This is a genomic window from Nitrospirillum amazonense, assembly GCF_007828045.1.
In the GTDB taxonomy this organism is placed as follows: Bacteria; Pseudomonadota; Alphaproteobacteria; order Azospirillales; family Azospirillaceae; genus Nitrospirillum; species Nitrospirillum amazonense_C.
On sequence record NZ_VITN01000004.1, the window covers coordinates 80,689 to 102,632 of the forward strand.

Below are 21,944 nucleotides of genomic sequence, written 5' to 3' on the forward strand. Positions count from 1 at the left end.
AACCTACTAGAAGGTAGGTATTATGCATGAGCACTTTATCTACCGTCCCGTCCTCCACCGCCGATGAGATTTTGGCCTGCGCGCGGTCGCTGGTCATGGCGGGCGGCTATAACGGCTTCAGCTACGCTGATATCGCCGCGGTCGTCGGCATCCGCAAGGCCAGCATCCACCACCATTTCCCCAACAAGGTGGATCTGGTCCGGACACTGGTCGCCCGCTATCGCGAGGAGGCGCGCACCGGAATCGCGGAGCTGGAGCGCCATGTCTCCGACCCGCTGGGGCAACTCCGCGCCTATACGGGGTATTGGGAGGGGTGCATCACCGACGCCAGCGCGTCCTTCTGCATTTGCGCCCTGCTGGCCTGCGAGTTGCCCATCCTGCCGGAAGAGGTGGCGCTGGAGGTCAGGGCCCATTTCCGCTTCCTGTCGGCTTGGCTGACCTCGGTGTTCGAGCGGGGGACGCAGCAGGGGCTGCTCCGCCTCGGCGGCACCCCACGGGCGGAGGCGGAGGCGTTCATGGCCGCCGTCCATGGGGCCATGCTCGCCGCACGGGCCTATGGCGATCCCAAGATGTTCGGGTTCATCACGACACCCCTGCTTGACCGGCTTTCCACCCGATAGAGATGCCACCCTATGCCGGGCGTCATCGTCGCGCGCCTGAAATGCCTACCTACTAGTCGGATGTTTTATGGCATCCGCAGTTTCCCTTTTCCGAACCTTATGGAGATCGACATGTTTGGAATTTCGCCCCTCGGCTGGGTGCACACGCTTGGCAGCCTGCCCGCCATTCCGCTGGCCCTGCATATGTTCATCCGCCATGGGCGGATCGTGCCGCGGTCGGGACCTGGCGCCGTCTATTTCGTGTCGATGCTGATCGGGGGCGTCACGGTGTTCCTGGTCGCCCACCAGCCTGTCAGCTACGGCATCGCGGTGGTGACCATCCTGCTGCTGCTTGCCGGATATGGGGTGGGCCGCGTTCCTGGCCTGGGGCGCGCCGGCAGGTATCTGGAGACGATTTTCCTCAGCCTGACGGCCTTCCTGCTGATGGTGCCGACGGTCAGCGAAACCCTGCGCCGCGTCCCGGATGGCCATCCCCTGGTCACCGACCTGAAGTCGCCGCTTTTGCTCGGCGCCCAGGCCGGCCTTCTCGCCCTGCTGGTCATCGGCGTGGCCGCCCAGATCCTTTTCCTGCGCCGGCAGGGAAAGGCCGCCGTCTCATGATGCCGTGATCCGGGCCGCCGGTCCCGCTGACAAAACCCCCGGCATCGTCCAAACGGGACATGCATCGACAATCAAAGGTGCCCCAAGACGGTATAGGGATGGCGAAACAACCAGGCGAGGGGTCGGGCCCCTCGGTTTCGCGAGGACCGTCCCCATGCTGAGACTGCTTGCCGCGAGTGTGGCCGCCCTATGGTGCCTGGGCCTCGGGATCGCCGGCGCCAAGGTCATGCCGTTCCCCTCCACCTGCCACGCGCGGGAGGTTCCGACCAACGGCACCACCCTCCACGTCCGCGTTTGCGGCAGTGGCCCCGCCGTCGTCCTGGTGCATGGCTACGGCGAGACCGGCGACATGTGGGCGCCGCTGGCGGCCGACCTGACGCGCGATCACACGGTGATCGTGCCCGACCTGCGCGGCATGGGCCTGTCCGCGCGGGCCACTGGCGGCTTCGACAAGAAGACGCAAGGCCGGGACATCGCGGGCGTGCTGGACGCACTGGGTATCGGCAAGACCGACCTGGTCACCCACGACATCGGCAACATGGTGGGCTACGCCTTCGCGGCGGAGAGCCGGGACCGCGTCACGCGTTTCGTGTTGATGGACGCGCCCATCCCCGGCGTCGGCCCTTGGGATGAGATCCTGAAAAGCCCCTTACTCTGGCATTTCCGCTTCGGCGGGCCGGATATGGAGCGGCTGGTGGCGGGGCGGGAGCGCATCTATCTCGACCGCTTCTGGAATGAGTTCTCCGCCGATCCGCGCCGGTTCGACGAGGCATCGCGCCAGCACTACGCCACCCTCTATGCCCGTCCCGGCGCCATGCACGCCGGGTTCGAGCAGTTCAAGGCCTTCGACCAGGACGTGAAGGACAACCAGGCCTTCCTGGCCCAGGGGCCGCTCACCATGCCGGTCCTGGCCATCGGCGGCGACCACTCCTTCGGGCCCACCATGGCCGTGGTGGCGCGCGCCGCCGCCAGCACCGTCCAGGAACTGGTCATCCCCCAGTCCGGCCATTGGCTGATGGAGGAACAGCCGGCGGCGACCGTGGCCGCCGTTCGCGCCTTCCTGGACGCCAAGGTGTGATCCCGGCCGTCACTCGCCCGATTGCAAATGAATGCGCCGCCTTGACGGCTGCCCCAAGCCCGGCGTGGCATGTGGAAGCAATCCTAGCCTATCCACCCACGATTTTGTCGTCGGCCGGATAGGGTAAGTCCAGGGCGTGGCCCCGAAGGCAACGACATGCCACAGGCCTATGCCGCCTTGCCGGTTGGACGGGAACGGGGGCGCTGCCGTAGGGTGTAGCCTTCTGGTAGCGATCCCATTCCGGAGCGACGTTCATGGCCGACACCCGCACCCCCGCCTTGGAAACCCCCGCAGTGGAAACTCCCGTCTGGCTCATCACCGGCTGTTCCACCGGCTTCGGCCGCATCCTGGCCCAGCGGGTGCTGGAGCGGGGATGGCGGGTGGTGGTCACGGCGCGCGACGCCGCCCAGGTGATCGACATCGTGGCGACGGCGGATGACCGGGCCATGCCGGCGGCGCTGGACGTCACCCGGTATGACCAGATCGACGCCGTGGTGGCGGCGGCGCAAGAGCGGTTCGGCCGCATCGACGTGCTGGTGAACAACGCGGGCTACGGTTACCAAAGCGCGATCGAAGAGGGGGTGGAGGCTGAAATCCGCGCCCAGTTCGACACCAACGTCTTCGGCCTGTTCGCCATGACGCGCGCGGTGCTGCCCCTGATGCGGGCGCAGGGCAGCGGGCACATCCTCAACATTACCTCGGTCGCCGGCCTGGTGGGCTACCCCGGTTCCGGCTACTACGCCGCGTCCAAGCACGCGGTGGAGGGCTGGTCCGACAGCCTGCGGGCGGAGGTTGAGCCGCTGGGCATCGGCGTCACCTGTGTCGAGCCGGGCCCCTTCCGCACCGACTGGGCCGGCCGTTCCCTGCGCCAGACGGCCAGCCGCATCCCGGATTACGCCGACACGGCGGCCAAACGCCTGGCCGCCACCAAGGACATCAGCGGCAACCAGGCCGGCGACCCCGTGCGGGCCAGCGACATCATGATCGAGATCACGCAGCAACCGATCCCGCCGCGCCATGTGGTGCTGGGCGCCTGGGGCCAGGACGCGGTGGTGACGCGGCTGCGCCAGCGGCTGGCGGAAATCGAGGGCCAGCGCGAGCGGGCGCTGTCCGCCGATTTCCCCAATCCCTGAGGCCGGCGCTCACACCCCCAGCGCCTGCCACATCTCCCGCTCCTGCCCATCCGGATCCAGGGCCACTTGGCACTGGCTGTTCAGCAGCATGACGGCACGGTCCTTGGTGTCATAGCGGGGCCAGGCCGGCTGACCGGCCGCCGTGGGCAGGCCGGTGCGGGCGAAGCTGGTGAAATAACCGCTGACGGCCTTGGCGGTTTCCACCAGGCCGGGGCCGTCCCCCTGCAGGTCCGGCATCTCCGTGTTCAGGAAGGTGATGGAGATGTCGATGGCGTGGCCGGCCCGCAGGGTCCAGTCCGTGCCCTTGATGGGGATGTTGGACTGGAAATCGTTGCGGTAGCGATAGACGGGTGCGCTTTGCGCCGCCTTGCGGTCGGCCAGGGTGGCGGTGCCGGCGCCCATGGACAGGGCGGTCTCGATGGCGATGCCCTGTTCCACCGGGGTAGCGTCGGGGCGGGTTTGGCGGTAGGTGGCCAGGATGCGCTCCGCGTCCTGGCCGAAGGCCTGCTGGACCCGGGCCGTCAGGGCGGCCGCGTCCATGTGGAAGAATTCCGGATGGTCGCGCTCGAAGAAGGCGGCCTCATCCCGCATGTTGCCGATCAGCAGCGGCACGTTGGCCACCATGGCGGGGGCCCCGGGGTCGAAGGGATGGGCGGGCAGGACGGTGCCGTCCACCACGGGGCCCCAGTTGCCGGGCTTGGGCGCGCGGTTGGCCGCCACGCTGGGCTTGGGCGTGGGGTGGCCGGCCTGCCATTCCATCGTGGCCACGGTCAGGGGGCCCTGGCCCTTTTCCGCCGCCTGCTGCAGGTCGATGAACTTTTGCGCCGGCACGTCGTGCAGCTTGGCGAAATCCTTGGGATGAATGTCGAAGGCGGCCAGCACGCGGCGCGCCGTCTCCGTCGCCACGTCCTTAGGCAGGCCGCGCAGCATGGGGCCGCTCTGCATCCCGGCCTTGTGGAACAGGCCCTGGGCGGCGGGCATGCCCATGACGGCGCAGGTCTTGGCGCTGCCGCCGGACTCGCCGAACACCATGACGTTGCCGGGGGCGCCGCCGAAGGTGGCGATGTTCTCCTTCACCCAGCCCAGGGCGGCGATGATGTCCAGGATGCCCTGGTTGCCGGAGGTGGCGTAGTCCGCCCCGCCCAGTTCGCCCAGGTAGAGATAGCCCAGCAGGCCCAGGCGGTGGTTGGTCGCCACCACCACCACATCGTAGGTGGCGGCCAGGCGGGCGCCGTCCTGGATGCGCTGGCCGCCGCTGCCGGTGGTGAAGCCGCCGCCGTGGCAATAGACCATGACCGGCCGCTTGGCCCCATCGTTCACCGCTGGCGTCCAGACGTTCAGCACCAGGCAGTCTTCGCTGTAGGCCGGTTCATGCTCGCCATAGGTGGTGCCGGGACCCTGCATGGCGGGCGGACCCAGGCGGGTGGCATCGCGCACGCCCGTCCAGGGCGTCACCTGGGGCGGGGCCTTGAAACGGTTCCTGCCCGAGACCGGGCCGGCGTAGGGGATGCCCTTGAAGGCCAGGGCGCCGCGGTCGTGCCCACCCCGGATTCGGCCCGCCGATGTCTCCACTTCCACGAAGGGGCCCACGGTTTGCGTGAACCAGGCGCCATCGTCGGCGCGGGCGGGAACCCAGAAATAGGGTGCGGAGACGGCCGCGGCACCCGCCTGCAACAGGGCGCGGCGATTCAGGGATAGGGTCATGATTTTCCTCCCGGTTTTATTCTTGGGCGACTTGGGCGCGAGCGCCGCGTCGAAGGGGTTGGAGCTGGCCGGGCGAGGGGATGCCACCAGCCGGTCCCTTTTCAACGCGGGGTAAACGGCGTATGAGTCTCTGATAACGGTAACATAAAAACCGGGAGGAACAATGAGCGTCCGGAGGACAGGGCCGGGGATGCCCGCGCGCATTCCAGCGGCCGAGACCGATCCCATTTCCCTCGATGACGGTGCGGGCGACCGCGATCCTGACACCGGTGGCAACGGCATTTCCCGCCGTCTTCTCATGGGTTTGGGCGCCGCCGGCGCCGGGACGCTGTTGATGCGCCCGGCCGTCGCGTCCCCCGCCGCCGGTCCGGCTGAAGGGGAGGGGGTGGGCTTCGCCGTCGTCGGCCTGGGCCGCTTGTCGCAGGGGCAGATCCTGCCCGGCTTCCGCAGCGCCAAGCGGGCGAAACTGACCGCCCTGGTCAGCGGCCACCCTGACAAGGCCGCGCGACTCGCCGCCAAACACGGCGTGGCCAGGGATGCGATCTACACCTACGAAACCTACGACCGCATCGTGGACGACCCGCGCATCCAGGTCGTCTACGTCGTCCTGCCCAATGCCATGCATGCGGAGTTCACCATCCGCGCGCTGAAGGCCGGCAAGCATGTGCTGTGCGAGAAGCCCATGGCGACCAGCGTGGATGACGCGGAGGCGATGATCGCCGCCGCCAAGGCCGCCGACCGCGCGCTGATGATCGCCTACCGCTGCCATTATGAGCCGCTGAACCTGGCCGCCATGCGCCTGATCCGCTCGGGCAAGCTGGGCAAGCCCCGCATGGTGGTTACGCAGATGGGGCGGCAGGCTTCGCTCAGCGATCCGGCGGACGTGTGGCGGCTGGACATGAAGATGTCCGGCGGCGGCGCCCTGGCCGACATGGGCATCTACGGCATCAACGGCGCCCGCTACCTGTTGAACGAGGAGCCGGTGGAGGTGCGCGCCTGGGCCCAGACCGACCGCAAGGACCCACGTTTCCGCGAGGTGGAGGACCTGATCGCCTGGCAGTTCCGCTTCCCCAGCGGCGCCGTCGCCAACGGGTCCACCAGTTTCGACTACGCCCCCACCATGTCCTACCAGGTGGAGTGCGCGCAGGGGCGGCTGGTGGCGGACCCCGGCGCCTTCTACAACGGCAACCGCCTGACGGTGCAGAGCGGCTATCAGTCCCAGGTGCAGGCGATCCACGAGATCGACCAGTTCGCGCGCGAGATGGACTGGATGGCCGACGTGGTGCGGGGCAAGGCGCCGCTGGTCTCCACCGGCGAGGAAGGGCTGCAGGACATGCGGCTGATGAAGGCCATCCTGGACTCTGTCGCCCAGGGGGGCGCCACCGTGTCCACCGCCTTCGGCTACACCCGCGCGGTCGACCCGGCCAAGGCCGTCGATGTGCCGGCCTGACCGGCGATTGTAAAGCACAGTGGTCTTTATGGAGCGGTCCCATCCCCCGGACCGTTCCGGATTTGAAATGATAACGCTAACAACGGGAGGGGCGGATGGGTCGTGCCGTGTTCGGGGCCGCCATGCTGGTGGCCCAGCTTGTGGTGGCGGGCGTGGGGAGCGTTCATGCGCAGGAGGCGGCCAAGCCGCCCTACCTTGACCCCAGCCTGCCGGTGGAACGCCGGGTGGATGACCTGGTCGGCCGCCTGACGCCGGAGGAGAAGGCGGCGCAGCTGACCAACCAGGCCCGGGCCATCCCGCGCCTGAACATCCCCGCCTACAATTGGTGGAGCGAGGCGCTGCACGGCGTCGCCCGCAATGGCGAGGCCACGGTGTTCCCCGAGCCCATCGGCCTGGCCGCCACCTTCGATCCCGACGCCATCCACCAGATGGGGGTGGCCATCGGCACCGAGGCGCGGGTGAAGTTCAACCGGGTGGAAAAGGCGGGGGCGGAGCACCGCATCTACCAGGGCCTGGATTTCTGGTCCCCCAACATCAATATCTTCCGCGACCCGCGCTGGGGCCGGGGGCAGGAGACCTATGGCGAGGATCCCTACCTGACCGGCAAGCTGGGAACCGCCTTCGTCCAGGGCATGCAGGGCGACGATCCCAAGTATTACCGGGTGATCGCCACCGCCAAGCACTACGCCGTGCACAGCGGGCCGGAGCCGACGCGCCACGAGGTGGACGTGGCCGCCAGCCGGCATGACATGGAGGATACCTACCTGCCGGCCTTCCGCGAGCTGGTGACGGCGGGCAAGGTGGCCTCGGTCATGTGCGCCTACAACCGTGTGAACGGACAGCCGGCCTGCGCCAGCGACTTCCTGCTGAACGACCAGTTGCGCCGGCGTTGGGGTTTCAAGGGCTATGTCGTGTCCGACTGCGACGCCATCGCCGACATCCAGCGCGGCCACCATTACACCAAGACCCTGGCGGAGGCGGCGGCCGTGTCGCTGAAGCTGGGCGTGGACAATGATTGCACGGAGTACAACCGTCCGCCGGACGAGCCGGACGATTTCGACCTCTACCGCGACGCCATCGCCCAGGGGCTGGTGTCGCAGGACGTGGTGGACACCAGCCTGCGCCGCCTGTTCACCGCTCGCATGCGCCTGGGCCTGTTCGACCCGCCGGCCAGCGTGCCCTATGCCCAGGTCGCCGACACGGAGCTGAACTCGCCGGCGCATGTGGCGTTGGCCCTGCGCCTGGCCAATGAGTCCATGGTGCTGCTGAAGAACAACGGCGTACTGCCGGTGAAGCCCACGGTGAAGAGGATCGCCGTGGTGGGTCCGCTGGCCGACCAGGTCGACGTGTTGCTGGGCAACTACAACGGCCAGCCCATCCACCCGGTGACGGCGCTGGACGGCATCCGCGCCGCCTTCCCCAACGCCCAGATCGTCTATGAACCGGGCAGCAACTTCCTGCGCGGGGCCTCCACCATCCCGGCCAGCGCGCTCAGCGGGCCGGACGGCACGCCCGGCCTGAAGGGTGAATATTGGGGCAACCCTGACTTCAGCGGGGCGCCGGCCGTGACCCGCGCCGACGGCACCCTGAACCTGGACCGCGACATGACTCCGGTGGTGGAGGGCCCCGCCATCTCCGCCCGCTGGACCGGCTTCGTCACCGTGCCGGCGACGGGCGAGTACAACATCGGCCTCAGCGGCGCCAACGCCACCCTGTGGGTGGAGGGGGCCGAGGCGGTGAAGAACGGCGACCGCCAGCGCACGCCGCGGATGAAGGCCCTGCATTTCGAGGCCGGGCGCCGCTACGCCATCCGCATCGACCAGACACCGGCCAAGGGCCCCGTCATCCGCCTGGTGTGGAACCCGGTGGTCAGCGATCCGCTGAACCGCGCCGTCGCCGCCGCCAAGGCGGCCGACCTGGTGGTGGCCGTGGCCGGTATCAGCTCCGCCCTGGAGGGGGAGGAGATGACGGTGACCGTGCCCGGCTTCAAAGGCGGCGACCGCACCAGCCTGGACATGCCGGCGGAGGAGGAAAATCTGCTGAAGGCGGTGAAGGCCACGGGCAAGCCCATGGCACTGGTGCTGATGAACGGCTCCGCCCTGTCGGTGAACTGGGCCGCGGCCCATGTCGACGCCATCATCGACGCATGGTACCCCGGTGAACAGGGCGGCACCGCCATCGGGCAGACCCTGTCGGGGGTCAACAACCCCTCCGGCCGCCTGCCGGTGACCTTCTACACGGGCGTGGACGGCCTGCCGCCGTTCGAGGATTACGGCATGAAGGGGCGGACCTACCGCTACTTCACCGGCAAGCCGCTGTACGCCTTCGGCCACGGCCTGAGCTACACCACCTTCGCCTATGCCCCTCTGGCGCTGTCGGCCGCCACGCTGAAGGCGGGCGATACGCTGGGCGTGGATGCCCAGGTGCGCAACGCCGGCGCGGTGGCGGGGGATGAGGTGGTGCAGCTGTACCTGGGCTTCCCGCAGGTTCCGGGCGCCCCCATCCGGGCCCTGCGCGCCTTCACCCGCGTCCACCTGGCGCCGGGTGAGAGCAAGAAGGTCCACTTCGACCTCGACCCCCGCGACCTGTCCAGCGTGACGGAGGCGGGCGACCGGGTGGTGGCGGGAGGCCGCTACACCCTGACCGTGGGCGGCGGCCAGCCCGGCACCGGCGTTGCCGGCGCCACGGCGGGCTTCACCGTGGCCGGCACCACCCCTGTGGCGGAGTGAGGCGACCATGGAAGCCAACCGCCGTGAGTTCGCCCCGATGACCGGGGCGGCGCTGGAGGTCTGATCCATCGAAGCAAAACAAAACAGGGAGGAATGATGAAGAAGACTTTGATCGGCACGCTGGCCCTCGCGGGCCTGTGCGCCACGGCGCAGGCCGCCGCTCCGGCGCGCCCGCCCATCGTCGCCGTCTCGCACCTGGCGATCTACACTGCGGACATGGCGAAGTCGGAGGCGTTCTACGTCCATGACCTGGGCGCCACCAAGCTGCCGGATCCGGAGGACCCGGCCGGCGTGCGCTATTATTTCAGCCCCACGCAATTCGTGGAGGTGCTGCCCCTGCCGGCGGGGTACACGGGCATCAACCGCCTGGCCCACGGCGCCTTCAATACCCCGGATGTCGCCGCCATGCGCGACTATCTGATCGCCAAGAAGATCGCCGTGCCGGGCAAGGTGCGGCAGGGGGCGGACGGCAGCCGCTGGTTCGACGTGACCGATCCCGAGGGCACGGTGATGCAGTTCGTGCAGGCGCCGGCCACGCCGCCCGCCATCCCGGCCAACGCCCTGTCCAGCCACATGATGCACTTCGGCTTCATCGTCCATAACCGGGCGCTGGAGGACGGCTTCTACCAGCAGGTGCTGGGCTTCCATCCCTATTGGGCGGGCGGGATGGAGGATGACAAGCCCACCTGGATTTCCCTGCAACTGCCCGATGGCCGCGACTGGATCGAATACATGGTGGTGGGCACGCCGGACACGAAGGGCATCCCGCCCGACCTGTCGCAGGCCACCCTGGGCGTCTTCAACCATTTCGCCCTGGCCATCCCCAACGCGGAGGCCGCCTACACCTTGTTGTGGAACGGCGACCGGCTGAAGGGCCAGGACAACCTGCCCAAGATCGGCCGCGACGCGAAATGGCAGATGAACCTCATCGACCCCGATGGCACCCGGGCGGAGCTGATGGAACTGCACGCCATCGGCAAGCCCTGCTGCACCCCCTTCGGCGCGCCGGATCCGGAGAAGTGAGCGGCGCCTTGAGGAACAGGAAGCATGACATGACCCATCGCATGATCGCGCTGGCCGCCTGCCTCATGGTTGCCTTTCCGGCGGTGGCGCAAGAGGTGCCCGGCACGTCGCCCGCCAACAGCGCCCCAGGCACCCCCACGGCGCCGGACTGGGCCTATCCCGACTATCCCGGCCATCGCCAGGTGGCCCCGCCGGCGGACTTCCACCGCCCGTCGCGGGTGGAGGACAAGGCCATCGGCCTGTTCGATGGCCAGGCCGACGTGGGCGGCGCCCTGGTGCCGGGGCAGGGGACGCTTCAGGACGGCCGCTACACCATCACCTCGGCCGGCTATAACATGTGGTACGGCCGGGACGAGTTCCGTTTCCTGTGGAAGAAGATGTCCGGCGACGTGTCGCTGGCGGCGGATGTCGCGTTCCCCAACCCCGTGGGCTACGGCGACCGCAAGGCCCTGCTGGTCATCCGCCAGAGCCTGGACGACGATGCGCCGGAGATGGTGGTGGGCCTGCACGGCACCGGCATGTTCCACATCGCCTGGCGCCCGGCCAAGGGGGCCGAGATGGTTGACATGGAATACAAGGTGGGCAGCCGGGGCGCCCTGAAGGGCGAGGCCGTCGGCGGCCTGGTCACCCTGCATCCGCAGCGCATCGGCATCGAGAAGACGGGCGACGCCTTCACCCTGTGGGTCAGTGAACAGGGGGAGCCCATGCACCCCTACGGCGCCCCCATCGCCCTGAAACTGACCGGGTCCTTCCTTCTAAGCCGGCATCGGCTTCGTCTCCCATCTGCCGACCACGGCGGACACCGCGGTGCTGTCCAAGGTGACGCTGGAGAACGCGGCCGGGAAGGTGAAATAAGCGGGTACGCTGGCCCGGATTATCTCGTTAAGGGAGATTCCGGGCCAGGGTGGCCTGTGCCAGGCTGGACCCAGATGCGACCATCCCCGAAGGACCGCCCATGACCGCCCTGCTTCCCGCCGAGCTTGCCTGGTATGCCACCGGCCGCTTCTACGGCACCAAGGACGGGGAACTGGCCGACTATGGCTATTTCCTGCACCTGCCGTTCGACGGGGTGCCGCTGTTCGATGGCGCCCGGTCGGAGAGTACGGCGCACTTCACCTTCGCCGCCCGGCCCTTCAAGGCGGCGCGGGTGGACAATGACGCCCTGACCCTGGGGCTGGATCCAGTGGGCGAGTTCTCGCTGTACTTGCAACGCCGGCCGGCGGCCACCTTCGACAACCCCGCCTCGTTCATGGAGGGTGAGCGCATCGCCACGTTCCGCCGCGCCAGCCTGGCGGTGGGCACCACGGTAGCGGTCACCGTCGGCGCCACGCCCGCGCCGGTGGTCGGCACCAACGTGTTCTCCGCGCGCCTGGTGGCCAGCATCCCGTTCGACTTTGCTGGGGCCCGCCACGACCTGGCGCACCACATCGGCCGGGGCATCACCCAGTTCGGCACCGCAGCCGCCACGCCGGTCACCCCGCCGCCGCCCGGCTATGACGTTGTCCTGCCTTTCACCGGTTCGGCCATCGCTTTGGGCTGAGCCAGGCGGTTAGCTGGACTTAGCCCTCAGGCTCACCCTCACTCCGCCGAGCGCGTCATCTCCACCCGGTTGCGGCCGGATTGCTTGGCGCGGTAGAGGGCGGCGTCGGCGTGGGCGTAGAGGGCGTCCAGATCCTCGCCGTTGCGCCGTTCGGCCAGGCCCAGGCTGGCGGTGACGCGAATTTGGACGCCGTCGATCGCCACGCATTCGTCGCTGATGGCCTGCCGCAGGCGGTCGGCCAGCAGGCGGGCGCCGTGGGCGGCGGTGTGGGGCATCAGCAGCGCGAACTCCTCCCCGCCGATGCGGCCCACCAGGTCGGTGGAGCGCACATGGCTGGCCAGGACGCGCCCGGTGAGGGCCAGCACGGCGTCGCCGCCGGGGTGGCCGTGGGTGTCGTTCACGCGCTTGAACTCGTCTAGATCCAGGATGGCCAGGGCCAGGGGGGTGCCGTGACGGCTGGCCAGCGCGATCATGTCGCGCGCCCGCTCCATGAAATGATGGCGGTTGGCGCAGCCGGTCAGCGGGTCGGTGGTGGCCAGGTGGGTCAGGCGATCATTGGCGGCGCGCAGGTCGGCGGTACGGTCGGCGATCTGGTTTTCCAGTTCCGCCTGCCGCCGCCGCAGATAGCTGGTGCGCCAGCGCACCAGCAGCGTCACCGCCACCACCGCCAGCGCCCCAGCCAGCAGATGCAGCCACAGGCGCTGGTACCAGGCCGGCATCACGCGCAGGGGCAGGGTCAGGTCCCGCTCCGTCCACATGCCGTCGCGGTTGCTGCCCCGCAGGCGCAAGGTGTAATCGCCCGGCGGCAGGTTGGTATAGACGGCCAGGCGCCGGTTCACATCCGCCTCGATCCAATCGGCGTCGTACCCCTCCAGCCGGTAGGCGTAGCGGTTGCGGCCGGGGGCGGTGTAGTCCAAGGCGGCGAATTCCACCGCCAGGCTGTTGGTCTCGGGCGTCAGCACCAGGGGGCCGGACGCGCGCACCCGGGCCACGGGCACGGGATGGCCGCCCACCCGCAGGTCGGTGATGACCACCGGGGCGGGAAAGCGCCAGGCGGGTAGGGTGCCCGGGCGCACCACGGTCATGCCGCCCTTGGACCCGAACAGCGCCTCCCCCGCCGGGGTGGCGGCGCTGGCACCCACGAAATAGTCGACCAGGGCGGAACCGTCGGCGCGGCGCACCGCCCGCACCTCCAGCGTGTCGGGATCGATGCGGGCCAGCCCGTCGTCGGTGCCGGCCCAGATGACGCCGTCGCCGTCCATCGCCAGGCTGCAGACATTGGCGTGGGGCATGCCCTGGGCCAGGCCGAAGTGGCGGAAGCGTGGCTTGCCACCAGCGTCGCGGCCGGTCATCAGCGCCAGGCCGCCGCCGAAGGTGCCGACCCAGAGGCGCCCCTGTCGGTCCACCAGCAGACTGCTGACATAGGGGTCCGGCAGGCCCTGGGGATCGCCGTGGGCCGGGGGGATGCGTTCCACGGCGCCGGTGGCGATGTCGATGTGGTTCAGGCCATTGCGCGTGCCGACCCACAGCTCATGCCCGGCGCCGGCCAGCAGGGCGCGGATGGTGCGGTCGGACAGCTGGGCCTGGTCGGCCGGGGTGGCGCCGAACACCAGCCGGCCGGGCGTGCCGCCGGGACCGTCCAGCGTGTAGCCGCGCAGACCGTCCTCTTCCCCGCCCACCCACAACATGCCGTCGCGGACGATGAGCGACATGGTGGGGGCGGCCGGGTCGCGGCCGCCGGGCAGGGTGACGCGACGCACGGCGCTGGCGGCGGGGTCGGCGCGGTACAGGCCCCGCCGCGTGGCGATGTAGACGCGACCCGCCTCATCCTGCGCCAGGGAGAAGACGATGTCCGGCGGCAGGGCATCTTCCGGCCGGTTGGGATCGGGGCGCAGCGCCGCCACCCGGCCCCCCATTGGATCGACGACATCGATACCGCCGTCGAAATAGCCCAGCCAGGCCCGGCCATCCCGCGCGGACAGGAGGGCAAACACGTCGCTGGCGCTCAAGCCTTCCCGCCGGCTGCCGCCGAAGACGGTGGCGACCAGGCCGGCATCGTGGGGGTGATAGCTGAGGCCGCCGGTACCCCCCACCCAGATCGAACCGGCGCTGTCGCGCAGCAGGGCCCAGATGTCGTCGTGGGCCAGGCTGGCGGGCTGGGCCCGGTCATGACGTATGGGGCGCATGGCGCCGGACCGGGTGTCGACGGCGATGATGCTGCGGTTGCGCAAGCCCACCCAGATTTCATGCGGGCCCGAGGCGCAAATGGCGGAGATCCAGCCCGTCAGGTCGGTGGCGCCGGGATTGACCGCCCGGGGGGCGGCGCCAGGCCGGTCCACGACGTACAGGCCATACCGGATGGTGCCGACCCAGATGCGGCCCTCGCCGTCCTGGAACAGGACCGAGACGTTGGTTTGCGCGGTCTCGCCCAGCGGCACGGCCGTGAAGCCGGTGTCGCCGGGCTTGCGGTAGGCCAGGCCCTGCGCCGTGCCCACCCACAGGCCGCCGGCGCCGTCGTGCAGGACCGCCTGCACCCGGCCGCCGGGCAGACCGCTCGCCTCGGGCGTGCCGGCGCGCAGCACGGTCACGGCACGGCTGTCGATGTCCAGGTGGCGCAGGCCGTCGTCGGTGCCGATCCACAATCCGCCGGCGCCGTCGTCGGTGATGGTTCCGATGTCCGGCCGCCCGTTGATGGTGCCCAGGGGTATGGTCTCGAACCGGTCGGCGGTGGCGTCATAGAGTGCCAGGCTGTTGGCGCCCACCCACAGCCGTCCCTTGGGGTCGATGAACAGGCTTTTGATGAAGTCGCTGGGCAGGCTGCCCGGCACGTCCTGGCTGGCCATGTAGCTTTTGAAGCGGTACCCGTCCCAGCGGGCGAGGCCGCCCTGGGTTCCCACCCAGAGGAAGCCGTCATGGTCCTGCGCCAGGGCGGTCGGCACGGGATGGGGCAGGCCCTGGTCCCGGCCGTAATTCTGAAACACCGTTTCCGCCAGGCCGGACCAGCGGTCCGCCGGCGCGGCGCGAACCAGCGAGGGCAGGGCGACAAGTCCCAGCAGGAAGGCGACACGGCACAGCCGCAATCCGCCAAGGACCAACCCGCTTACCCGCTTCACGCTCAAGATGCTGCCGCCCATCGCCCGTTCGACATAGGAACCATAACAGGTATGACGTGTCTTAGCACCGGTGTGTCGCTACCAACACGCTATCTTCTGGTCAGGGATAATGGATGTCAGTCGGGTATTGAAAGGTTTTTCAAGGGACTAATTCAGCGGGCCTTGTGTGCCGGCGGCATTTCGGCACATCGTGCGTCCAAACAGGGCACCATGGGGGATATCCGTTGCGCACGTCATCGTTGGCCGTGTGGGCCGCCGCGTTGGTCTTTTCCACGGCACCCGTCGCCTTGGCGGCGGCGCCCGCCGGTGCGCCCGCCGGTGCGCCCCCGGGGCCGGCCGCGGCCCTGCAGGGACTTCCCCTCCAGGATGGCCTCATGCCGGTCCGGGTCGACAAGGCCCAGGGTAAGATTTTCCTGACCCTGCCCGCGCCGGGCGCCGATGGTGTCCTGGCCCGCTATCTCTACACGCCGGCATTGCGCACCGGCCTGGGCTCCGCCCCGACCTTCCTGGATCGGGGGCGCATCGGGCAGACGCAGGTGCTGGCCTTCCGCCTGCTGGGCGCCAAGGTCGCTATCCAGTTCGAAAACCCTCGCTTTCGCAACCCCACGGCGTCCGGCCCCAGCGCCGACTTCGCTACCTCCATCGTCTGGATGGGCGACGCCATGCCTTTGCCCGACGGGCGGGTGGCGGTGGACATCGCCAAGTTCCTGACCGCCGACATGCTGGGCATCGCCAAGTCGCTGGGGCAGGAGGGTGACGCCATCGGCACCGGTGGCGCGCCGCAGGGGGCGGGCAAGGGCTTCAGGCTGGACGGGGGCCTCAGCGCCGCCGATCCCACCTCGCTCAAGCTGTTTCCCGACAACCTGGAGGTCGACGCCGTCCAGACCTACACCTCCGACCATCCGGGGGCGGAGGTGGAGAACATCGCGCCGGACGCCCGCCAGGTCAGCTTCACCGTCCATCACAGCTTCGTGCGCCTGCCGGGCCCCGGCTTCACCCCGCGCGCCTTCGACCCGCGCATGGGCGGCTTCTCGACCCAGGCGGTGGATTACGGCCGGCCCCTGGGCCAGGACGTGGTGCACGACGTGGCCAACCGCTTCCGCCTGGAAAAGGTGGACCCGGCCGCCGCTCGCTCCCGCGTCAAGAAACCCATCGTCTTCTACCTGGACCGCACGGTGCCGGAGCCGATGCGCACCGCCCTGCTGGAGGGCATCAACTGGTGGGCCCAGGCCTTTGAGGCCGCCGGCTATATCGACGCCTTCCGGGCGGAGCCGCTGCCCGAGGGGGTGGACCCCATGGACGTGCGCTACAACATCGTCAACTGGGTGGACCGCGCCACCCGCGGCTGGTCCTACGGGCAGGAGATCGTGGACCCGCGCACGGGTGAGATCGTGAAGGGCATGGTGGTCTTAGGTTCCGAACGGGTGCGGCAGGACATCCTGATCTTCGAAGGCCTGGTGGGGGCGGACAAGGTGGGGACCGGCGGGCCCAACGATCCGGTCCAGGTGGCGCTGGCCCGCCTGCGCCAGCTGGGCGCGCACGAGGTGGGCCACGCCCTGGGCTTCGCCCACAATTTCGCCGCCAGCACGCAGGGCCGCGCCTCCGTCATGGATTATCCCGCCCCGCGCATCGGCTTGGCCGATGGCCATCCTGACCTGTCGGACGCCTATGGCACCGGCGTGGGCGCCTGGGATAGGGCGACGGTGGACTGGCTGTACGGTGCCGCGCCCTCCAGCCAGGACGACCAGGCGGCGGCTGACGCCAAGGCCTCGGCGGCGGTGGCCGCCGGCCTGCGCTATGTTCAGGACGACAACGCCCGCCGGCCGGATACAGCCCAGCCTTGGGGCGGCCTGTGGGATGACGGTGCCGATCCGGTGGCGGAGCTGACCCGCCTGATGGCCGTACGTCGCGCCGCCATCGAACAGTTCGGCCTGAGGGCCCTGGCGCCGGGTGAGGCGGTGGCCGAACTGCGCCGCCGCTTCGTGCCCATCTGGCTGCTGCACCGTTACCAGGTGAACGCCGCCGCCAAGTCGGTGGGCGGCGTCACCTTCGCCTATGCGGTGAAGGGCGACGGACGGGAGGCGTCGGTGCCCATGGCGGCCGACACCCAGCGCGCCGCCCTGTCGGCCTTGCTCTCCACCCTGTCGGCCGACCAGCTGCGCGTGCCGGCCGGCCTGTTGCCCCTGCTGTCCGCCGCGCGCAACGGCAGCGACAACCGCCAGTTCGATATCGAGCTGTTCGCCACCGCCGGCGGACCGGTGTTCGACCCGCTGGTGGCGGCGGATGTCGCGGCCTCCATCACCCTCAACACCCTGCTGGCGCCCACGCGTCTCGCCCGGCTGGCGGCACAGCGCGCCGCCGACCCGCAGGCCCTGGGGGTGAATGAGGTGCTGGAGCGGCTGGTGTCCACCGTCCTGCCGGACAAGAGCGACGCCGTCAGCCGCCGCGTCGCCTATCGCGCCATCGTCACCATGGCCCAGGTGGCCCGCCGGCCTGGCACCACGCCGGAGGTGGCGGCCCTGCTGGACCAGCGGGTGCATGAGGTGGCGGAGGGCCTGGCCAAGGGCCGGGGCGATGCGGAGGAGCGCGCCTGGGCCCTCAGCCTGTCGCGCCAGCTGCTGGACCCGCAGCAGGCGGACAAGCTGCTGGCCGACCGTCCGCGCTCGGTGGAGGTGCCGCCGGGCGACCCCATCGGCGGGGAGAGCGATTGGATGGACCTGCCCTGAGGTTTCCGGACCAGGCTTTGTCGGGAGGCTCCGCCCACCCATATGACGGGTGGGCCTGTGTGGCCCGGCTTTTTCGGGAGAGCGAAACGCCATGATGCGGCTGAACGACGATCTGACCGTGCGCACGGCGGTGCATGCCGGCGGCATGGTTTGGGTGCCCAGCCCGTCGCCGGGTGTGGACCGCCGCATGCTGTCGCGCATCGGGGATGAGAAGGCGCGCGCCACCTCCATCGTCCGCTATGCCGCCGGCAGCCGCTTCCCCACCCACGGCCATCCGGGCGGGGAGGAGTTCCTGGTGCTGGACGGCGTGTTCCAGGATGAGACGGGTGATTTCCCCGCCGGCACCTATGTCCGCAATCCGCCTGGCAGCGGCCACGCCCCGGGCTCCGCGCCCGGCTGCGTCATCTTCGTGAAGCTGTGGCAGTTCCGGGCCGATGACCAGGCCCGCGTCGTCCTCCAACCCGGCGAGGGGGAGGCGCGGCCCACCCGCCCCGGCGTTGAGCGCGCCCTGAGTCTGTTCGCCGATGGGTATGAGGCTGGGGGGCGTGAGGCCGGGGGGCGTGAGGAGGTGCGGTTGGAAGACTGGCGGCCGGATGCCGAGGTGCGTGTGGCCAATCCGCAGGGGCTGGAACTGCTGGTCGTGGCCGGCGGCTTTATCGAAAAGGGCGAGGCGTTCCACCCCCAGTCCTGGCTGCGCCTGCCCGCCGGCCGGGACCTGGTGGTCCATACCGGCGGGCAGGGCGCTCGCGTCTGGCTGAAGGCCGGGCCGCTGCTGCACCCGGATGTCTGCGCCTTCTGATCAGGCTAGGACGGGCGCGCGCCGGGCGGGCCAGAAGCGGCTGTTGCGCAGCAGGCCGGCGGAGACCAGCGACACTAGCACGCCCACGGGGAAGATCTCATTGAAGGTCAAGGACAGGCGGTAGAAGGGGTTGGCGTACTTCGCCCTCATCTTGTCCATCTCCGCCGTCAGGGCGGCCAGGGCCTCGTCCGAGGCGCCCTTGGCCTTCTCCTGGCTGATCATGGCCTGGGCGTAGTCGTTGACATAGTCCATGTGGTTCAGGGCCTGCGTCACCTCCCACGCCAGGGCGTAGATCACCCCGCCGACGATGCTGATGCCCAGGCCCAGGAACAAGGCGGGCCAGAAACGGATGACGCCGCCCAAGGCGGTGTCGCGATGGCGCTTCACCGCCAGGAAGATGGTGCTGAGCGCCACCAGCATGGTGGCGTAGCCGAGGGCCATCTCCACGGCCATGGGCAGGTGGCCGTGCGGCACCGTGGTCAGCACCCCCATGGCCAGGCCGGAGATGAGGCCGGCGGCCAGGCCGTAGGTCAGGATTTTGCGCAGCATGCGAACGCCCCTTTGGTTCCCGTGTGATCCGTGCCCCTCACTGGCCCGCAAATCAGGTCGCGGGCAATCGCCCGAACGGGTGATTTCGGCGGAATCACCCATAATTCAGGGCACCAGACCCAATTCCCGGGCGCGGTTGACGGCATCGGCGCGACGCTGGGCGCCCAGCTTCTCGAACAGCCGGGCCAGGTGCGTCTTGACCGTGTTGGGGGAGATATCCAGCACCAGGGCGATCTCCTTGTTGGAGCGTCCGGCCGCCAGTTCGCGCAGCACTGTCAGTTCGCGGGCGCTGATGCCCAGGCCGGCTTGGGCCTGGACATTGCCCTCGGCCGGCAGCGGCGGGGCGGGGCGCATGAGCCGAACACCCACCGCCACACCCAGGGCCAGGAAGCCCGCCGCGATCAGAAAGATATAGATGTCGTCGGAATGGGCGCGGGCCAGGCGCTGATAATCCAGCCATTGCAGCGCCATCGTGCCCACGGCCAGCATCAGGCCGTAGAGCGCCACGCGCCGCACGGCCGGCAGCCAGTCCCCCCGGCGCTGGAGCGCCGCCCGCAATCGCTGCGGCAACACCGGACGGCGCATGGCTTTCCTTCAGGCTGGACGGACCGTTCGCCATAAAGGTCCGCCGGGGGCCAGCCGTCTGTCAAGGTGGCCTCAGCCGGCGGCGTAGGCCACCGCGATGCGGGCGGCCAGGGCGGCGTTGTTTTTCACCAGGGCGATGTTGGCCGTCAGGCTGCGGCCGCCCGACAGCTCGTTGATGCGGGCCAGCAGGAAGGGTGTCAGGTCCTTGCGGCTGATGCCCCGGGATTCCGCCTCCGCCACCGCGTCCGTGATGGTGCCGTCGATAAAGGCGGGATCCAGGGCGTCGGCCTCGGGGATGGGGTTGGCGATCATGATGCCGGTGCCGCAGCCCAGATCGCGGTGCAGCCGTATGGCGGCGGCGATCTCCTCGGCACTGTCCAGGCGATGGTCGGCCTTGTGGCCGCTGCTGCGGGTGAAGAAGGCGGGGAAGTCGTCGCTGCCGTGGGCGATGACGGGCACGCGCTGGGTCTCCAGGAACTCCAGCGTCTTGGGGATGTCCAGGATGGACTTCACCCCGGCGCAGACCACGGTGGTGGGGGTGCGGCCCAGCTCCGTCAGGTCGGCGGAGATGTCGAAGGTCGCCTCCGCCCCCCGGTGCACGCCGCCCACGCCGCCGGTGGCGAACAGGGGGATGCCGGCCAGGTCGGCGATGCGCATGGTGGCGGACACGGTGGTGCCGGCACTGCCCTTACGTACCATGACGGCCGCCAGGTCGCGGCTGGATGCCTTCACCACGCCCTTGGCCTGGGCCAGGTCCTCAAGCTCCGCCCCCGTCAGGCCCGCGCGCGCCACGCCCCGCACCACCGCGATGGTGGCGGGCACGGCGCCGTTGGCCCGCACCACATCTTCCACCGCCAGCGCTGTGCCCAGGTTGGCCGGGTAGGGCATGCCGTGGGTGATGATGGTGGATTCCAGCGCCACCACCGGCCGGCCGGTGGCGAGCGCGTCGGCAACCTCGGGGCCGAGGACGGGCTTCAGAAGAGACATCGGGGACCTCAAATCGTCAGACGGTGCAGGTTGGCGGCCAGCAATTGCGGAGACAGGCCGGGATGGACGCTGGCCTTGCTTTCGGTGGTCAGCGCCCCCACCAAGGCGCCCGCCCTGGCGGCGGCCAGCAGGCCGTCGCCGGCCACCAGGCGGTGCAGGGTGCCGGCGATCATGGCGTCGCCGGCACCGGTGGTGTCCACGGGCTGGGCGGGTATGGCCGCGAAGGTGGCGGCGGTGCCGTCGCCGGCGATGGCCGTGCCCTGGGCGCCCAGGGTGACGACGGCGCCGGCCGCCCCGCGGGCCCGCAGGCCTTGGGCGGCCGCCTGGGCGCCCTCCAGCCCGGCATGGCGGGTGCCCAGCAGGGCGTTGGCCTCATCCAAATTCATGAACAGCAGGTCGATGCCGGCCAGATCCGGGGGCAGGCGCGCCAGCTTGGGGATGGAGACGGCGTCGATTGCCAGGTGGAAGCGGGCGCTCCGCCGCCGCGTGACCAGGGCCGCCACCGTTTCCGCCGGCAGGTTGCAATCGGCGAAGACCCAACTGGCCGCCGCCAGGTGCGGCCAGGCGCGGTCCAGCAGGGCGGGGGTGAACAGGTCGAAGATGCGCATGTCGGCGGCCGCCACCGCCAGGTCGCCATCCGGGCCCAGGATGGCGGCGTATTCGGCGGTGGGTGCCGCCGCCGTGGTCGCTGCCTGGCTGATGTCCACGCCCAGGGTCCGCAGGTGGTTCAGGATTTCGCGGCCGGCCTCATCCTCCCCCACCAGGGAGATCAGGGCGGTGGGCACCGCCAGGCGCGCCAGGTTCTCCGCCACGTTGCGGGCGACGCCACCGGGGCTGCGCATGCCGGTCACGGGGTTGGAGGTGGCCGGGACCAGGGGGGCCAGCGCCTGGTACTTGCGGTCCAGCACCGCGCCGCCCAGGCAGACCACGCGGCGCCCCGCCGGCAGAATGTAGCCCCGGCCCAGCAGCCGGCCCTTCTGCGTCAGGCTGACCACGTGGGCGGCGACCGTGGAACGGGCCAGGCCCAGGGCGTCGGCCATGTCCTGCTGGCTGACGAAGGGGTTGGCCTCGATGGCGGCCAATACCGCGCGTTCCTGGTCGCTGAGGTCGGTCATGGGCTGCCTGGCTACGGAGTCTGGAAACGTTATAAACATATGTTCTAGAAAGGAACATATGTTTGTCGGGGCCGATTGTCACATTCCGCTGCGCCCGTTGGTCCTGTTTGCAGGATGACCGCGATGGGATTCAGGGCCTCGGCGCCGGTGCGTACGCACGTCGGTTGTATGACCATCTAATCACTACCCGTGC

The 21,944-nt window shown here is 69.7% G+C and carries 17 protein-coding genes; 11 read left to right on the forward strand and 6 right to left on the reverse strand.

Annotation, left to right across the window (positions count from 1 at the left end; translation table 11 throughout):
- Positions 1 to 26 precede the first annotated feature (26 nt).
- The 4 genes from FBZ89_RS08045 to FBZ89_RS08060 all read left to right on the forward strand — a co-directional run bounded on the left by FBZ89_RS08045 (position 27) and on the right by FBZ89_RS08060 (position 3,431).
- Positions 27 to 620 (forward strand): TetR/AcrR family transcriptional regulator, encoded by a 594-nt coding sequence (locus FBZ89_RS08045; RefSeq protein WP_145749494.1) that lies wholly within the window; start codon positions 27 to 29, stop codon positions 618 to 620.
- A 12-nt stretch (positions 621 to 632) separates the two neighbouring features.
- Positions 633 to 1,220 carry a hypothetical protein gene (locus FBZ89_RS08050; protein ID WP_211115145.1) on the forward strand — a complete coding sequence of 196 codons (588 nt, stop codon included), beginning with the start codon at positions 633 to 635 and terminating at the stop codon, positions 1,218 to 1,220.
- 154 nt (positions 1,221 to 1,374) lie between these two features.
- Positions 1,375 to 2,298, forward strand: coding sequence for an alpha/beta fold hydrolase (locus tag FBZ89_RS08055; protein ID WP_145749495.1), 924 nt, complete (start codon positions 1,375 to 1,377; stop codon positions 2,296 to 2,298).
- Between the two features lie 254 nt (positions 2,299 to 2,552).
- Entirely contained in the window at positions 2,553 to 3,431 is an 879-nt protein-coding gene (locus FBZ89_RS08060; RefSeq protein WP_145749496.1) for an oxidoreductase, read from the forward strand.
- A 9-nt stretch (positions 3,432 to 3,440) separates the two neighbouring features.
- Here the strand turns inward: FBZ89_RS08060 and FBZ89_RS08065 are convergent, their stop codons facing one another.
- A complete protein-coding gene (locus tag FBZ89_RS08065; protein WP_186457252.1) occupies positions 3,441 to 5,135 on the reverse strand; it encodes a carboxylesterase/lipase family protein in 1,695 nt (564 codons plus the stop codon).
- Positions 5,136 to 5,325: 190 nt separating this feature from the next.
- Between FBZ89_RS08065 and FBZ89_RS08070 the strand changes: the two genes are divergently transcribed.
- From FBZ89_RS08070 to FBZ89_RS08090, 5 genes are all read left to right on the forward strand, one after another.
- Positions 5,326 to 6,585: a Gfo/Idh/MocA family protein gene (locus tag FBZ89_RS08070; RefSeq protein WP_211115146.1), complete on the forward strand. Its 1,260-nt coding sequence runs from the start codon at positions 5,326 to 5,328 to the stop codon at positions 6,583 to 6,585.
- Positions 6,586 to 6,680: 95 nt separating this feature from the next.
- Positions 6,681 to 9,314 (forward strand): glycoside hydrolase family 3 C-terminal domain-containing protein, encoded by a 2,634-nt coding sequence (locus FBZ89_RS08075; protein WP_145749500.1) that lies wholly within the window; start codon positions 6,681 to 6,683, stop codon positions 9,312 to 9,314.
- 93 nt (positions 9,315 to 9,407) lie between these two features.
- Positions 9,408 to 10,337, forward strand: a complete 930-nt coding sequence (locus FBZ89_RS08080) for a VOC family protein (RefSeq protein WP_211115147.1) — start codon at positions 9,408 to 9,410, stop codon at positions 10,335 to 10,337.
- 29 nt (positions 10,338 to 10,366) lie between these two features.
- Positions 10,367 to 11,296 (forward strand): hypothetical protein, encoded by a 930-nt coding sequence (locus FBZ89_RS08085; protein ID WP_211115148.1) that lies wholly within the window; start codon positions 10,367 to 10,369, stop codon positions 11,294 to 11,296.
- On the forward strand, positions 11,293 to 11,877 hold the full coding sequence (locus FBZ89_RS08090) for a hypothetical protein (protein ID WP_145749502.1): 585 nt from the start codon (positions 11,293 to 11,295) through the stop codon (positions 11,875 to 11,877). Before FBZ89_RS08085 ends, FBZ89_RS08090 begins: the two co-directional genes overlap by 4 nt.
- Before the next feature lie 38 nt (positions 11,878 to 11,915).
- On the opposite strand, the gene FBZ89_RS08095 is transcribed toward FBZ89_RS08090, so the two are convergent.
- A complete protein-coding gene (locus FBZ89_RS08095) occupies positions 11,916 to 15,011 on the reverse strand; it encodes a ligand-binding sensor domain-containing diguanylate cyclase (RefSeq protein ID WP_145749503.1) in 3,096 nt (1,031 codons plus the stop codon).
- A 353-nt stretch (positions 15,012 to 15,364) separates the two neighbouring features.
- Between FBZ89_RS08095 and FBZ89_RS08100 the strand changes: the two genes are divergently transcribed.
- Both FBZ89_RS08100 and FBZ89_RS08105 read left to right on the forward strand, forming a co-directional pair.
- Positions 15,365 to 17,716, forward strand: coding sequence for a zinc-dependent metalloprotease (locus FBZ89_RS08100; protein WP_145749504.1), 2,352 nt, complete (start codon positions 15,365 to 15,367; stop codon positions 17,714 to 17,716).
- A gap of 91 nt (positions 17,717 to 17,807) precedes the next feature.
- Positions 17,808 to 18,515 (forward strand): cupin domain-containing protein, encoded by a 708-nt coding sequence (locus tag FBZ89_RS08105; RefSeq protein ID WP_246172087.1) that lies wholly within the window; start codon positions 17,808 to 17,810, stop codon positions 18,513 to 18,515.
- Here FBZ89_RS08105 and FBZ89_RS08110 read toward each other — a convergent pair whose 3' ends face one another.
- The 4 genes from FBZ89_RS08110 to FBZ89_RS08125 all read right to left on the reverse strand — a co-directional run bounded on the left by FBZ89_RS08110 (position 18,516) and on the right by FBZ89_RS08125 (position 21,751).
- Entirely contained in the window at positions 18,516 to 19,064 is a 549-nt protein-coding gene (locus FBZ89_RS08110) for a DUF4199 domain-containing protein (RefSeq protein ID WP_145749506.1), read from the reverse strand.
- Between the two features lie 105 nt (positions 19,065 to 19,169).
- Positions 19,170 to 19,649 (reverse strand): helix-turn-helix transcriptional regulator, encoded by a 480-nt coding sequence (locus tag FBZ89_RS31885; RefSeq protein ID WP_211115149.1) that lies wholly within the window; start codon positions 19,647 to 19,649, stop codon positions 19,170 to 19,172.
- Positions 19,650 to 19,721: 72 nt separating this feature from the next.
- The gene (locus FBZ89_RS08120) at positions 19,722 to 20,636 is read right to left on the reverse strand and encodes a pseudouridine-5'-phosphate glycosidase (RefSeq protein WP_145749508.1); all 915 of its coding nucleotides are present in this window, start codon (positions 20,634 to 20,636) and stop codon (positions 19,722 to 19,724) included.
- An 8-nt stretch (positions 20,637 to 20,644) separates the two neighbouring features.
- The gene (locus tag FBZ89_RS08125) at positions 20,645 to 21,751 is read right to left on the reverse strand and encodes a carbohydrate kinase (RefSeq protein WP_145749511.1); all 1,107 of its coding nucleotides are present in this window, start codon (positions 21,749 to 21,751) and stop codon (positions 20,645 to 20,647) included.
- Positions 21,752 to 21,944 lie beyond the last annotated feature (193 nt).